The sequence below is a fragment of the Kocuria sp. CPCC 205261 genome, from assembly GCF_040981025.1.
Taxonomy (GTDB): domain Bacteria; phylum Actinomycetota; class Actinomycetes; order Actinomycetales; family Micrococcaceae; genus Kocuria; species Kocuria marina.
The window spans coordinates 297,584-311,899 of record NZ_JAVKPU010000001.1 but is presented as its reverse complement, the minus strand read 5'-3'; the positions used below and the strand labels follow the sequence as shown (position 1 = coordinate 311,899).

Below are 14,316 nucleotides of genomic sequence, written 5' to 3'. Positions count from 1 at the left end.
CAGGATTTTAGAAAGAGGGACAGGACCTTATGTCCAACGATTCTTCACTGGGCCTCATGCGTATCGGCCTCGCGACCGCGGATCAGATCCGCGGCTGGTCCTACGGCGAGGTCAAGAAGCCCGAGACCATCAACTACCGCACGCTCAAGCCTGAGAAGGACGGCTTGTTCTGCGAGAAGATCTTCGGCCCCACCCGGGACTGGGAGTGCTACTGCGGTAAGTACAAGCGTGTGCGCTACAAGGGCATCATCTGCGAGCGCTGCGGCGTGGAGGTCACGCGCGCCAAGGTGCGTCGTGAGCGGATGGGTCACATCGAGCTCGCCGCTCCCGTGACCCACATCTGGTACTTCAAGGGCGTGCCCTCGCGCTTGGGATACCTGCTGGACCTCGCCCCGAAGGACCTCGAGAAGGTCATCTACTTCGCGGCGTACATGATCACGTCCGTGGACGAGCAGGCACGTCACGACGACCTGCCCAACCTGCAGGCCGCGATCGACCGTGAGAAGAAGCAGCTCGAGGACACCCGGGACGCGGACATCAACGCGATCGCCCGTGACCTCGAGAACGATCTCGCGCGCGTCGAGGAGGAGGGCGGCAAGGCCGCCGAAAAGCGCAAGCTGCGTGACTCCGCGGACCGTCAGATGGCGAACGTGCGCAAGCGCGCCGATCGTGAGATCGACTACCTCGAGAAGGTCTGGGACCGTTTCAAGAACCTCAAGGTCAACGACCTCGAGGGTGACGAGGCCCTGTACCGCCAGATGGTGGACCGCTACGGCATGTACTTCGAGGGTTCCATGGGCGCCGAGTCCATCAAGAAGCGCCTCGAGACCTTCGATCTCGCCGCGGAGGCCGAGGCCCTGCGCGAGACCATCGCCACGGGCAAGGGTCAGCGCAAGACCCGCGCCCTCAAGCGCCTCAAGGTGGTCAACGCGTTCCTGACCACGGACAACTCGCCGCTCGGCATGGTGCTGGACGCCGTCCCGGTGATCCCGCCGGAACTGCGCCCCATGGTGCAGCTGGACGGTGGCCGGTTCGCGACGTCCGATCTCAACGACCTCTACCGTCGTGTGATCAACCGCAACAACCGACTCAAGCGGCTGCTGGACCTCGGTGCGCCCGAGATCATCGTGAACAACGAGAAGCGCATGCTCCAGGAGGCCGTGGACTCGCTGTTCGACAACGGCCGCCGCGGTCGCCCGGTCACGGGCCCCGGCAACCGTGCGTTGAAGTCGCTGTCCGACATGCTCAAGGGCAAGCAGGGCCGCTTCCGTCAGAACCTGCTGGGCAAGCGCGTGGACTACTCCGGTCGTTCCGTGATCGTGGTGGGCCCGCAGCTGAAGCTGCACCAGTGCGGTCTGCCCAAGCAGATGGCGTTGGAGCTGTTCAAGCCCTTCGTGATGAAGCGCCTCGTGGACCTCAACCACGCGCAGAACATCAAGTCCGCCAAGCGGATGGTGGAGCGCTACCGCCCGCAGGTGTGGGACGTGCTGGAAGAGGTCATCACGGAGCACCCCGTGCTGCTCAACCGCGCACCGACCCTGCACCGTCTGGGCATCCAGGCGTTCGAGCCGCAGCTCGTGGAGGGCAAGGCCATCCAGCTGCACCCGCTCGTGTGCGGCGCGTTCAACGCCGACTTCGACGGTGACCAGATGGCCGTGCACCTGCCGCTGTCTCCGGAGGCGCAGGCCGAGGCGCGTGTGCTGATGCTGTCCTCGAACAACATCCTCAAGCCCTCGGACGGCAAGCCGATCGCCCTGCCCTCGCAGGACATGATCATCGGCCTGTACCACCTCACCACCGTGCGTGAGGGTTGGGCCGGGGAGGGCAACAGCTACTCCTCCGTGGCCGAGGCCATCATGGCCGCGGACTCCGGTGAGCTCCACCTGAACTCGCGCTGCAAGATCGAGCTCGAGGACTTCGTGCCGTACGCCGGGTGGGAAGCGCCCGAGGGCTGGGAGCAAGGTCAGCCCGCCGTCGTGGAGACCACGCTCGGTCGCGTGCTGTTCAACGAGACGCTGCCTGCCGACTACCCGTGGGACGAGAACGTCGCGGACAAGAAGCACCTGTCCGCGCTCGTGAACGACCTCGCAGAGCGTTACCCCATGACCCAGGTGGCCAAGACCTTGGACAACCTCAAGGACGCCGGCTTCCACTGGGCCTCCCGCTCGGGTGTCACCGTGGCCATCTCGGACATCGCCACCCCGCCGGAGAAGCCCGCCATCATGGAGGGCTACGAGGCGCAGGCCGCGCGGATCCAGGGCCAGTACGACAAGGGTCTGATCGACGACGACGAGCGCCGCTCCGAGCTCATCGACATCTGGTCCAAGGCCACCGACGAGGTCGCCGAGGCCATGCGCAACAACCTGACCGCCGGGAATACGATCAACCGGATGGTCTCCTCCGGTGCACGTGGTAACTGGATGCAGGTGCGTCAGATCGCGGGTATCCGTGGTCTGGTGGCGAACCCCAAGGGCGAGATCATGCCCCGACCGATCAAGTCCTCCTACCGTGAGGGCCTGTCCGTGTTGGAGTACTTCATCGCGACCCACGGTGCGCGTAAGGGCCTCGCGGACACCGCTCTGCGTACCGCCAACTCGGGTTACCTGACCCGTCGTCTGGTGGACGTCTCGCAGGACGTGATCGTGCGAGAGTCCGATTGCCAGACGGTGCGCGGGTTGACCCTGCCGCTCGCGGACATCACCGACACCGGTGTGCGCACGCTGCACGAGGACATCGAGAACACGGTGCACGGCCGCGTGCTGGCCAGCGCCGTGGCGGACGAGAACGGCGAAGTGCTTGCCGAGGCGGGCGCGGACATGTCCGACGCCATGATCAACAAGCTCTACAACGCCGGTGTGGACCAGGTGCGCGTGCGCTCGGTCCTCACGTGCGAGTCCGCCGTGGGCGTGTGCGCCGCGTGCTACGGCCGTTCGCTGGCCACCAACCAGTTGGTGGACATCGGCGAGGCCGTGGGCATCGTGGCCGCCCAGTCCATCGGTGAGCCCGGTACCCAGCTGACCATGCGTACGTTCCACACCGGTGGTGTGGCGTCCTCGGACGGTGACATCACGCAGGGTCTGCCCCGTATCCAGGAGCTGTTCGAGGCCCGCACGCCCAAGGGCGTGGCCCCCATCTCCGAGGTGGCCGGCCGGATCCGCATCGAGGACACGGACAAGTCGCTGAAGATCGTGGTGGTCCCGGACAACGGTGACGAGGAGTTCGCCTACCCGGTGCTGCGCCGCGCCAAGCTGCTCGTCGCGGACGGCGATCACGTGGAGGTCGGTCAGCAGCTCGTGACCGGTGCCGTGGACCCCAAGGAGGTACTGCGTATCCGCGGTCCTCGTGAGGCGCAGAAGCACCTCGTGGATGAGGTCCAGGGCGTGTACCGCTCCCAGGGCGTGGGCATCCACGACAAGCACGTGGAGGTCATCGTGCGCCAGATGCTGCGGCGCGTGACCATCATCGAGTCCGGCGACACCTCGTTGCTGCCGGGTGAGCTGGTGGACAACGTGCGCTTCCTCGAGGCCAACCGCGCCGCGGTGGCGGAGGGCAAGCGTCCCGCGGCCGGGCGTCCGGAGCTCATGGGCATCACCAAGGCCTCCCTGGCCACGGACTCGTGGCTGTCCGCCGCGTCCTTCCAGGAGACCACCCGTGTGCTCACGCAGGCCGCCATGGAGGGCAAGTCGGATCCGCTTCTGGGTCTGAAGGAGAACGTGATCATCGGTAAGCTCATCCCCGCCGGTACCGGTCTGGAGCGGTACAACAGCGTGGACGTGGAGCCCACCGAGGAGGCCAAGGCCTCCATGTTCACGGATCCCTCCGCGTTCACCGATTTCAGCTACGCCGAGGAGAACGCCGGGGGGCTCGGTTCCGAGTTCCATGCGATCCCCCTGGACGACTACGATTTCGGCGGTCACTGAGCCGAGTAGGCGTGTGATCTGAGAGCCCGGGTGGGCTTCCCTTCGGGGAGGGCCACCCGGGCTCTCGCGTACCCGGACCCGTTCCGGACGACGGCGCGGTACCCGGCCACCGCGCCCCGGTTGCGACCGACCCGAACGCGTTCGTCCCGGTCGCGGCCACCCTCGCCGCGGCCTCGTGCCGGGAGAGGCACGGCCGCGGGGTCGTAGGCTGGAGCGGGCAAGGATCCCGCGGTTCGGCTTTCGCGGGAGCCATGAACGGAGGCGAAGCATGGCCAACTCGGCGTCCGGTGAATCACTGATCACCCGGTTCGATCGCGTCCTGAACGCGTTCGGCCCCGCGCGTCCCGAGCTGACCTTCCGCGAGATCTGCGCGGCCACCGGGTTGCCATCCTCCACGGTGCACCGGATCCTGGGGGACATGAAGCGCGCGAGGTGGCTCGAGTCCGGTTCCGCGCAGACCTACCGGGTGGGGACCCGGTTGTGGGAGCTCGCGTCCCGCGCGGCATCCGCCGAGAACCTCGCGGCGGTCGCGATCCCGTTCATGTCGGACGTGCACGCGGTGTTGCGCCAACACGTGCACGTGGGGGTGATCGAGGGCCACGACGTCCTGTTCGCCGAGCGGATCGCCGCGAATGACTCGGCGGTCCCACTGCGCTCGATCGTCGCCGGACGCCTTCCACTGCACCGCTCGGCCACGGGTCTCGCCCTGTTGTGCCACTGTTCGGACGAGTTCATCGCGCAGTACCATGACGCCGCCGCGGCGCGGGCGGTCGCGGACGAACCGGGCGGTGCCCTCGTGGGCAGGGAACGCTTCGCGGCGGACCTGGGGGTCTTCGCGCAGCGCGGTTATGCGATCCAGCGCGAACGCATCGACGAGGGCAGTGGGGGAGTGGCGGTCCCGCTCAAGGTCCCCCCGGGGCACCGCGCAGCGGCCCTCGGAGCGGTGCTGCCCCTGAGCGACATGCGGGATCCAGATGTCTCGGCCATCGTGCAAACGTTACGGGTTGCTGGCCACGGGATCTCCCGCGCCCTGGGGGCATTCTGACAACCCCGTGTGGGTGATCTTCGCGGAAAACACCTCCGCCCAAGGCGCAACGGGGAGCCGCGTACCGGCCGCAGCGATGTCGTACCCCGCGTCACAGACGCGGCCCCCGTCCCATTGAACGGAATCAATGAGATACGCGCCATATGGCTCCAACATAATGTGACCCACGACGTGCGCAAGGAGGACACATGCTCGAGGAGCGAACGATCATCGACACCCAGGTGGCCATCGTGGGGGCGGGGCCCGCCGGACTGATGCTCTCCCACCTGTTGTACCGGGCCGGGATCGACAACGTGGTCGTGGAGAAACGCAGCCACGACGAGATCGCCAATACCCACCGTGCGGGCATCCTCGAAGCGGGGACCGTGCAGATGCTCGCCGAGACCGGCGTGGACGGGCGCGTGCTGTCGCACGGCCACGAGCACGAGGGCACCGTGCTGCGCTTCGAGGGCGAGAGCCGTCGCATCGACTTCCAAAAGCTCGTGGGTCAGTCCGTGTGGCTGTACCCCCAGAACGAGGTATTCGCGGATCTTGCGGCGGCGCGCGAGCGCGACGGCGGTGACGTGCGCTGGGAAGTCACGGACACCGAGGTCCGGGACCTGACCACGGAGCAGCCCACGGTGCTGTGCACCACCAAGGAGGGCGAGAAGCTCGAGATCCGCAGCCGCCTGCTCGTGGGCGCGGACGGTTCCAAGGGCATCTGCAAGCGTCAGATCCCGCAGGACGTGCGCACGGACAATTTCATCGAGTACCCGTTCGCGTGGTTCGGGATCCTGTGCGAAGCGCCGCCGTCGGCACCCGAGCTGATCTACGCGAACTCGCAGTACGGTTTCGCGTTGATCTCGCAGCGCAGCGACACCGTGCAGCGCATGTACTTCCAGTGCGACCCCAACGAGAACGTGGACGACTGGGACGACGAGCGGATCTGGACCGAGTTGCAGCGGCGCATCGACGGCCCGGACGGGTTGCAGCTGCAGCGCGGGTCCATCTTCGACAAAACCGTGCTGCCGTTCCGCTCGTACGTGTGCGAGCCCCTGCGCTACGGGAACATGTTCCTGGTGGGGGACGCCGGGCACACCGTGCCGCCCACGGGCGCCAAGGGTCTGAACCTCGCGTTCTGCGACGTGCGGGTGCTCGCGCCGGCGATCATTGAGTTCTTCGGTTCCGGTGACGAGCGCGGGTTGGCCGGGTACTCCGCCAAGGCCCTGGACCGGATCTGGAAGGCCCAGAACTTCTCGTACTGGGTCACCAACCTGATGCACGTCCAGCCGGGGGAGAACCCCTTCAACATGAAGCGCCGCCGGGGCGAGTTCGAGACCGTCACGAACTCCACGTACGGCTCGGGCTACTTCGCCGAGTCATACACCGGCTGGCAGGACCGCACCTGAGCACACCGGACCCAGACTCCGATCCACTCACCCAAGGAGATGATCATGACCACCGAGAACGACGACACCTTCGACCCGCCGTACGTCAAGGGCGCGGACGACGCCGCCGACACCCAGAACCAACTCAACGACGAGATGGCCGCCATCAGCAAGCAGTACGAGAAGGCTGGCACGGAGGAGACCCAGCCTCGTCTGGACTACGCCCCGTACCGCAGCTCGATCCTGCGTCACCCCACCAAGGACCCCCGTCACGCGGACCCGGAGACCATCGAGCTCTACGCGCCGGCCTTCGGCCAGCGGGACGTGCACGCGCTGGAGTCGGATCTGACAATCCAGGACGGCGGCGAGCCCATCGGTGAGCGGATCCGGATCTCCGGGCGCATCCTGGACGGCGACGGCCGCCCCGTGCGCAACCAGCTCGTGGAGATCTGGCAGGCCAACGCCGCCGGTCGCTACATCCACAAGCGCGATCAGCACCCGGCCCCGATCGACCCGAACTTCACGGGCGTGGGCCGCTGTCTGACGGGTGACGACGGTTCCTACTCGTTCATCACCATCAAGCCGGGCCCGTACCCGTGGAAGAACCACCTCAACGCGTGGCGCCCCGCGCACGTGCACTTCTCGCTGTTCGGCACGGACTTCACGCAGCGCATGATCACCCAGATGTACTTCCCGGGTGACCCGCTGTTCGCGTTGGACCCCATCTACCAGTCGATCGTGGACCCCAAGGCGCGCGAGCGTCTCGTGGCGGACTACGACCACGACATCTCCGAGCACGAATGGCTGCTCGGCTACCGCTGGGACATCGTACTGAGCGGTTCGAACCGAACCTGGACGGAGGACGACAGCAATGTCTGAGAACACTGAGCGCCTGGTGCCCACCCCGGGCCAGACCATCGGACCCTTCTACGGCTACGCGCTGCCCTACGAGGGCGGGGAGTTCCTCGTGGACCGTTCGCACCCGAACGCCGTGCGCCTGCACGGCACGGTGTATGACGGCCACGGCACGCCGGTTCCGGACTCCATGCTCGAGATCTGGCAGGCGGACGAGAACGGCCAGGTCTCGCAGGAGCCCGGTTCGCTCAAGCGGGACGGCTACACCTTCACCGGTTTCGGCCGCGTGGCGGTGGACAACGTGGGGCACTACGACTTCACCACGGTCAACCCCGGCCCCACCGAGGACGGCAAGGCCCCGTTCATCTGCCTCACGGTGTTCGCGCGCGGTCTGCTGAACCGACTGTTCACCCGCGTGTACCTCCCCGAGGATACGGACGCACTGACCAACGATCCGCTGCTGTCCTCGCTGTCCGAGGCCGAACGCGCCACGATGATCGCAGAGCGTCAGTCGGACGGCTCGTTGCACTTCGACGTGCACCTGCAGGGGGAACGCGAGACCGTGTTCCTGGCCTACCCGGGGATCTGATGATCTTCACCGGTCTTCTCACTCCGGGGAGCCACCGAGCCGCAGAGCTCGCCGACGACCGTGCCGTGGCCCGCGCGATCCTCCGTGTGGAGGACGCGTGGGTCGCGGCCCAGTCGCGGTCCGGGCTCGTTGTGCCCGGCGCCGCTCGGGCGGCCCACGCCGCAGCTGAAAGCGTGGCGCTCGACGAAGCGGCCCTGAACGACCTCGCGGTCGCGTCCGAGGGCGGAGGCAATCCCGTGATCCCCCTGCTCGCGGCCTACCGTGCAGCGGTCACCGAGGAGAACGGCGCGCCGATTAGTGCGGTGCACGCCTCGTTGACCAGCCAGGACGTCATGGACACGGCCCTCGCGCTGGTGATGCGTGACGTCCGCTCGAGCATCCTCGCGCACCTCGCTCGCACGGGGGACGCTCTCGCTCGCATCGTGGCTGAGCACCGCGACACCGTGATGGTCGGACGGACCCTCACCCAGCACGCACTCCCCATTTCTTTCGGTCTCAAGGCCGCCTCGTGGCTCGCAGCGGTCGACGACGCCGTGGACGCCGTACTCGCCGCACGGCTTCCCGTGTCGTACGGCGGGGCGTCCGGGAGCCTGGCCGCCACGATGGCCCGCTGCTCCGACGGCGGAACGTCGGAGCAGACCTTCGGGCGGGTCACCGATTTGCTGGGCCACTGGGCGGACGAGCTCGGCCTGGAGCTGCCGAACGGTGTGTGGCACACCGACCGCGTGCCGGTGCTGCGGGTCGCGAGCGGCTACGCGCAGACCACCGCCGCACTGGCCCGCATGGCCAACGACGTCCTCATGATGTCCCGGCCGGAGGTGGGGGAGCTGCGCGAACCCACCGCGGAGGGGCGAGGTGTTTCCTCGGCCATGCCGCAGAAGCAGAACCCCGTGCTGAGCGTGCTGCTCAAGCGCACGGGCATCGCGGCCCCGGGGCTGCTGTCCCAGGTGTTCGCGGGTGCGAGCGCCGCGGACGACGAACGCCCGGACGGCGGCTGGCATGCCGAATGGGCCGCGTTGCGCGAGCTCGCGGTACTGGCGACCGCGGCGTCGTCGCACGCTGCCGAGCTGGCCGGGGGGCTCACGGTGGACACCGAGCGCATGGCGCAGAACCTCGAGCGCGCCGGAACGGGCGTGATGGCGGAACGGCTGAGCGCGGCACTCGCGCCGGTGCTGAGCGAGCGCGAGGGCAAGAACGCGAAGCAGCGCGTGCAGGCCGCGGTGCGCGCTGAGCCGTGGGACGCGGACGCGCTCGCGAGCGCCCTGGCGCGGGAGATCGCGGCGGAAGAGGATCCGACTCTGCCCGGGGGAATGTCCGTCGGGGATCCGCAGTCCGTGACCCGCTGGGTCCGGAGCCTGCTGGACCCGCGCGGTTACCTGGGCGCGTCGGGCGAACTGTGTGACCGGGCCGTGGCCCGGCACGAGGAAAGGACGACGGCATGACGGTTCCCGCACCGGGACTCGTGGAATTCACCCGACCGCAGGACCTCGCGGAGGGTGCGCCCCTCGTGGTGCTCGGCCCCGCACTGGGCACCTCGGTCACCCATCTCTACGCGGCCGTGGCCCCGCTGCTGGCCGAGCGGTTCCACGTGATCGGCTGGGACCTTCCGGGCCACGGGGTCAGCGATCCCGTGCAGGAATTCACGCTCGGAGAACTCGCCCGCGCCGTGGCGGACGCCGTCACCGAGCACACCGGTGCGCGGTCGTGGCACATGGCGGGGACCTCGATCGGGGGAGCGGCGGTGCAGCAATTGCTCGCCCAGGATCCTGAGCGGGTGGCGTCCGCGGCGTTGATCGCCACGAGCAACTACTTCCCGGACCCGCGGATGTGGCACGAGCGCGCCGAGCTCGTTGCGAGTGCCGGCACACCCACCCAGGTGATCGGGTGTGCCAAGGCGTGGTTCGCCCCCGATTTCCTGGCCGAGCACTCGGAACGCGGGACCCCGCTGCTGCACGACCTGCAGGGGACGGACCGGTTCAGTTACGCCGCGGCCTGCCGTGCGCTGGGTGGTTTCGACCTGCGGGAGCGCACGCGCCCCGCGTCCGTCCCCACCGCAGTCGTGGCCGGTGCGCAGGACGCCATGGTGGGGCCCGACGTCGCCCAGGGTCTCGCGGACGCGCTGCACGCGCGCTGTGAGGTCGTCGACGACGCCGCCCACCTCGTACCTGTGGCCGCACCCGAGCTCGTGGCCCACACGATCGCGGAGCTCGTGGCGGCCGCGCGCTGACGCGGTCCACGCGCGCTCGATCGATCCGCGGCACCCGCGGGGAGCCGCAAGCGCACGAGACACGGATTCACGGGACGCGGCATGACGGGCCACGACCTCGGGAACGACGACACGAACCAGCACGAGACCAGGAACGAGGAACAGACATGAACCCACGCTCGCAACGCACCGAAGCACAGGCCCTGCAGGACGGGATGACCGTGCGCCGGGAGGTGCTCTCGGACGCCCACGTGGACCGCGCGGAGTCCGGCAAGACCGAGTTCACGGAGGACTTCCAGGACTTCATCTCGCGCTACGCGTGGGGTGAGATCTGGACCCGGCCCGGCCTGGACCGCCGGATGCGCAGCGCGTGCGTGTTGACCGCGCTGATCGCCGCCGGTCACTGGGAGGAGTTCGAGATGCACGTCAAGGCGGCGTTGCGCAACGGGCTGAGCACGGACGAGATCAAGGAGATCCTGCTGCAGTCCGCGATCTACCTCTCCGTCCCGTCCGCCAATAACGCGTTCAAGCACGCGCAGAAGGCGCTGTCGGAGTACTCGGGCTGACCGGAATTGTTCGTCATGCGAACAAGTGTTCACATGGCGATCACTGCGCTCTAGACTGAACACATGCAACGCGGTGACCGGACACCCGAGCCCGGCGCCGCCCCGGCCGCGGCCGGGTGAGTTACCACGGTGAGGATCCCCATGAACCACGCATACGTCTACGACGCCATCCGTACCCCGTTCGGGAAGGTGGGTGGCGCGCTCGCGAGCCACCGTCCCGACGACCTCGCGGCCCTCGTGGTGCGCACGCTCGTGGAGCGCGCACCCGAGCTGGACCCCGCCACGATCGACGAGGTCTACTTAGGCAACGCCAACGGCGCCGGTGAGGAGAACCGCAACGTGGCGCGCATGGCCACGCTGCTCGCGGGTCTGCCCGTGTCCGTTCCCGGCTCCACGATCAACCGGTTGTGCGGTTCGTCCCTGGACGCCGCGATGATGGGCTCCCGTCAGATCGAGGTGGGGGAAGGGGACTTGCTGCTCGTGGGCGGCGTCGAGTCCATGTCCCGCGCGCCGTGGGTGCTGCCCAAGACCGAGCGGCCCTACCCCATGCAGAACCTCGAGCTCGCCAACACGACCCTGGGCTGGCGCCTCGTGAACCCGGACATGCCGAGCGAGTGGACGGTGTCCCTCGGTGAGGCCACCGAGCAGTTGCGCGAGAAGCACGGCATCTCGCGCGAGGACCAGGACGCGTTCGCGGCCACCTCCCACCAGCTCGCGGCCAAGGCGTGGGACGAGGGCAAGTACGACGACATCACGGTCAGCGTGGCACCCAACACCAAGAAGGGCGTGGAGCTCACCCGGGACGAAACCGTGCGCGGGGACTCCACCCCGGAGACGCTCGCCGGTCTGCGCACCGTGTTCCGCAGCGGTGACAACGCGACCGTCACCGCCGGTAACTCCTCTCCCATGAACGACGGCGCGTCCGCCGTGTGGCTCGGCAGCGAGCGCGGTGCGCAGCTGCTCGGTCGAGAGCCCATCGCCCGTATCGCCGGCCGCGGTGCCGCCGCCAACGAACCACAGTTCTTCGGTGAGGCGCCCGTGGAGGCGGCCAACATCGCCGTGCGCCGCGCGGGGATCACGTGGGACGACGTCGCCGCCGTGGAACTCAACGAGGCCTTCGCCGTGCAGTCGCTCGCGTGCCTGCGCCAGTGGGGTGTGGACCAGAGCATCGTCAACCAGTGGGGCGGGGCCATCGCGATCGGCCACCCGCTCGGCGCCTCCGGGACCCGCGTGTTGGGGACCCTGGCCCGCCGGTTGCAGGCGAGCGGGCAGCGCTGGGGTGTGGCCAGCCTGTGCATCGGCGTGGGGCAGGGCCTCGCGGTGGTGCTCGAGAACGAAAACGCCCAGGGCTGAGACCCCTCCAACCTTTTCGAGAAAGGCACACCATGCTCAACATTGCAGACAGCGCCGCGGCGGCCGTGGAGCTCATCCACGACGGTGCGTGCGTGATGATCGGCGGCTTCGGTGTGGCCGGTCAGCCCGTGGAACTCATCGACGCCCTGATCGAACACGGCGCCAAGGACCTCACGGTCGTGAACAACAACGCCGGCAACGGGGACGTGGGTCTCGCCAAGCTGATCCAGCTGGGCCGCGTGCAGAAGATCATCTGCTCGTTCCCGCGCCAGTCGGACTCGTGGCACTTCGATGAGAAGTACCGCGCCGATGAGATCGAGCTCGAGGTCGTCCCGCAGGGCAATCTCGCCGAGCGGATCCGCGCCGCCGGTGCCGGGATCGGGGCGTTCTTCACGCCCACCGGTTACGGCACGCCCCTGGCCGAGGGCAAGGAGGTGCGCGAGCTGGACGGCAAGCACCAGGTGCTCGAGTACCCCATCCACGCGGACTTCTCCCTGACCAAGGCGTATCGGGCGGACAAGGCCGGCAACCTCGTGTACCGCAAGACGGCGCGCAACTTCGGCCCCATCATGGCTGCGGCGGCCACGCACTCCATCGTGCAGGTCAGCGACATCGTGGAGCGCGGGCAGATCGATCCCGAGGTCGTGGTGACCCCGGGGATCTACGTGGACACCGTGGTGCAGATCAACCGGCCCCAGCAGCAGGACCCGCGAGAGGAAGGTGCGGCATGAGCGTTCCGCAGAACAGTGATCACCCGTTGAGCCCGGAGGAACTCGCGGAGGTCGTGGCGCGGGACATCCCCGCCGGGGCGTACGTGAACCTGGGCATCGGCCAGCCCACCCTGGTCTCCAACTACCTCAGCGCCGAGGACGACGTCACCCTGCACACCGAGAACGGGATGCTCGGGATGGGTGCGGAGGCCCACGGGGACGAGGTGGACCCGGACCTGATCAACGCCGGCAAGATCCCCGTGGTCGAGACCGAGGGCTGCTCGTACTTCCACCACGCAGACTCGTTCGCCATGATGCGCGGCGGTCACCTGGACTGCTGCGTGCTGGGTGCGTTCCAGGTGGACCAGCAAGGCAACCTCGCCAACTGGCACACCGGTAAGCCGGACGCGATCCCCGCCGTGGGCGGTGCCATGGACCTCGCCACCGGCGCCAAGCAGACCTTCGTGATGATGACCCTGAAGACCAAGAAGGGTCAGTCGAAGCTCGTGAAGGAGTGCACCATGCCGCTCACGGGCGTGGGCTGCGTGTCCCGGATCTACACGGACCTCGGCGTGTTCCTCCTCGAGGACGGCAAGGTCACGGTGCGCGAGACCTTCGGTGTCGGCTTCGACGAACTCGCCCAGCAGGTGGAGGTGGAGCTGACCCCCGCCCAGTGACCCGCGCGGTAGTCTGCCGGGTAGTGTGCCGATGGTGTCGCGCGGACCGTTCGCGGTGCCATCGCCGTGTCGATCAGTGACCCACGCGGCGTCGTGGGGGAGAGAGGGTGGTCACCACGACCGGTAGCAACGACTCCGCCCCCGGGGACGGTTTCGTGCAGTCGCTCGCGCGCGGGCTCGCCGTGATCGGGGCGTTCGACGCCGAACGCCCCGCCATGAGCCTGTCCGAGGTGGCCCGGCAGACCCAGCTGACCCGCGCGACCGCCCGTCGGTTCCTGCTCACGCTCGAGTCCCTGGGTTACGTGCGCTCGGACGGGCGGCGCTTCGAACTCACGCCCAAGGTACTGAGCCTGGGCTACTCCTATCTCTCCGCGCTGTCGCTGCCGCAACTGGCCCAGCCCCACCTGCGCTCGTTGTCGGAGGAGCTCGGGGAATCCACATCCATGTCCGTGCTCGACGGCGCGGAGATCGTCTACGTCGCGCGCGTGGCCACCCAGCGGATCATGAGCGTGAGCATCTCGCTCGGCACGAGGTTCCCGGCGTACGCAACCTCCATGGGCCGGGTCCTGCTCGCGGCACTGCCCCCCGAGGAGCTCGCGGAACTGCTCGAGCGGGCGCAACCACGCAGCCTGACCCCGCTGACACTCACGGACCACACGCAGCTGCGGGCGCAGATCGCCGCCGTGCGTCGTGCCGGCCACGCCGTGGTGGACCAGGAACTCGAACTCGGGCTGCGCTCCGTGGCCGTGCCGGTGACGGACGGCACGGGAGCGGTGGTGGCCGCGATCAACGTGTCCATGCGCGTGGGCCTCGGATCCGGGGACGTGGAACACCCGGACCGCCGCGTGGTCCCCGCACTGCAACGGTGCGCCGCCGCCCTGTCGGCAGACGTCGTGACCTCCGGCAAAAGCGATTTTTCCTCCTGAGGCGCGAGCTGCTATGCTGAGGAAGAATTGCTCCATTCCGGGCAATCCTCAGATGGCAAATCGGACACCGTCCTGTGGTACGCACCTTGTACCTAGATGCCA

The 14,316-nt window shown here is 68.2% G+C and carries 12 protein-coding genes; all 12 read left to right on the top strand.

From position 1 onward, the window contains the following. Nucleotides 1-29: 29 nt before the first annotated feature. The 12 genes from RF646_RS01465 to RF646_RS01410 all read left to right on the top strand — a co-directional run bounded on the left by RF646_RS01465 (nucleotide 30) and on the right by RF646_RS01410 (nucleotide 14,214). Nucleotides 30-3,920: a DNA-directed RNA polymerase subunit beta' gene (locus tag RF646_RS01465; RefSeq protein ID WP_064845224.1), complete on the top strand. Its 3,891-nt coding sequence runs from the start codon at nucleotides 30-32 to the stop codon at nucleotides 3,918-3,920. Nucleotides 3,921-4,188: 268 nt separating this feature from the next. After that, nucleotides 4,189-4,965: an IclR family transcriptional regulator gene (locus tag RF646_RS01460; RefSeq protein WP_368835015.1), complete on the top strand. Its 777-nt coding sequence runs from the start codon at nucleotides 4,189-4,191 to the stop codon at nucleotides 4,963-4,965. A gap of 188 nt (nucleotides 4,966-5,153) precedes the next feature. Next, a complete protein-coding gene (locus RF646_RS01455) occupies nucleotides 5,154-6,353 on the top strand; it encodes a 4-hydroxybenzoate 3-monooxygenase (RefSeq protein WP_368835014.1) in 1,200 nt (399 codons plus the stop codon). A gap of 45 nt (nucleotides 6,354-6,398) precedes the next feature. Beyond that, complete coding sequence (pcaH, locus tag RF646_RS01450; RefSeq protein ID WP_085106480.1) at nucleotides 6,399-7,211, top strand: protocatechuate 3,4-dioxygenase subunit beta; 813 nt, start codon at nucleotides 6,399-6,401, stop codon at nucleotides 7,209-7,211. After that, complete coding sequence (gene pcaG / locus RF646_RS01445) at nucleotides 7,204-7,776, top strand: protocatechuate 3,4-dioxygenase subunit alpha (protein WP_368835013.1); 573 nt, start codon at nucleotides 7,204-7,206, stop codon at nucleotides 7,774-7,776. Before pcaH ends, pcaG begins: the two co-directional genes overlap by 8 nt. After that, complete coding sequence (locus tag RF646_RS01440) at nucleotides 7,776-9,218, top strand: lyase family protein (protein WP_368835012.1); 1,443 nt, start codon at nucleotides 7,776-7,778, stop codon at nucleotides 9,216-9,218. The genes pcaG and RF646_RS01440 overlap by 1 nt, the downstream gene beginning before the upstream one ends. Then, nucleotides 9,215-10,003 carry an alpha/beta fold hydrolase gene (locus RF646_RS01435; protein ID WP_368835011.1) on the top strand — a complete coding sequence of 263 codons (789 nt, stop codon included), beginning with the start codon at nucleotides 9,215-9,217 and terminating at the stop codon, nucleotides 10,001-10,003. The genes RF646_RS01440 and RF646_RS01435 overlap by 4 nt, the downstream gene beginning before the upstream one ends. A gap of 146 nt (nucleotides 10,004-10,149) precedes the next feature. Then, a complete protein-coding gene (locus RF646_RS01430; protein ID WP_064845218.1) occupies nucleotides 10,150-10,548 on the top strand; it encodes a carboxymuconolactone decarboxylase family protein in 399 nt (132 codons plus the stop codon). Nucleotides 10,549-10,689: 141 nt separating this feature from the next. Continuing rightward, nucleotides 10,690-11,901, top strand: a complete 1,212-nt coding sequence (locus RF646_RS01425) for an acetyl-CoA C-acyltransferase (RefSeq protein ID WP_368835010.1) — start codon at nucleotides 10,690-10,692, stop codon at nucleotides 11,899-11,901. Nucleotides 11,902-11,933: 32 nt separating this feature from the next. Further along, a complete protein-coding gene (locus RF646_RS01420; RefSeq protein ID WP_368835009.1) occupies nucleotides 11,934-12,632 on the top strand; it encodes a 3-oxoacid CoA-transferase subunit A in 699 nt (232 codons plus the stop codon). Next, nucleotides 12,629-13,288, top strand: a complete 660-nt coding sequence (locus tag RF646_RS01415; protein ID WP_085106405.1) for a 3-oxoacid CoA-transferase subunit B — start codon at nucleotides 12,629-12,631, stop codon at nucleotides 13,286-13,288. Before RF646_RS01420 ends, RF646_RS01415 begins: the two co-directional genes overlap by 4 nt. A gap of 107 nt (nucleotides 13,289-13,395) precedes the next feature. Continuing rightward, nucleotides 13,396-14,214: an IclR family transcriptional regulator C-terminal domain-containing protein gene (locus RF646_RS01410; RefSeq protein WP_270258612.1), complete on the top strand. Its 819-nt coding sequence runs from the start codon at nucleotides 13,396-13,398 to the stop codon at nucleotides 14,212-14,214. The last annotated feature ends 102 nt before the right edge of the window (nucleotides 14,215-14,316 follow it).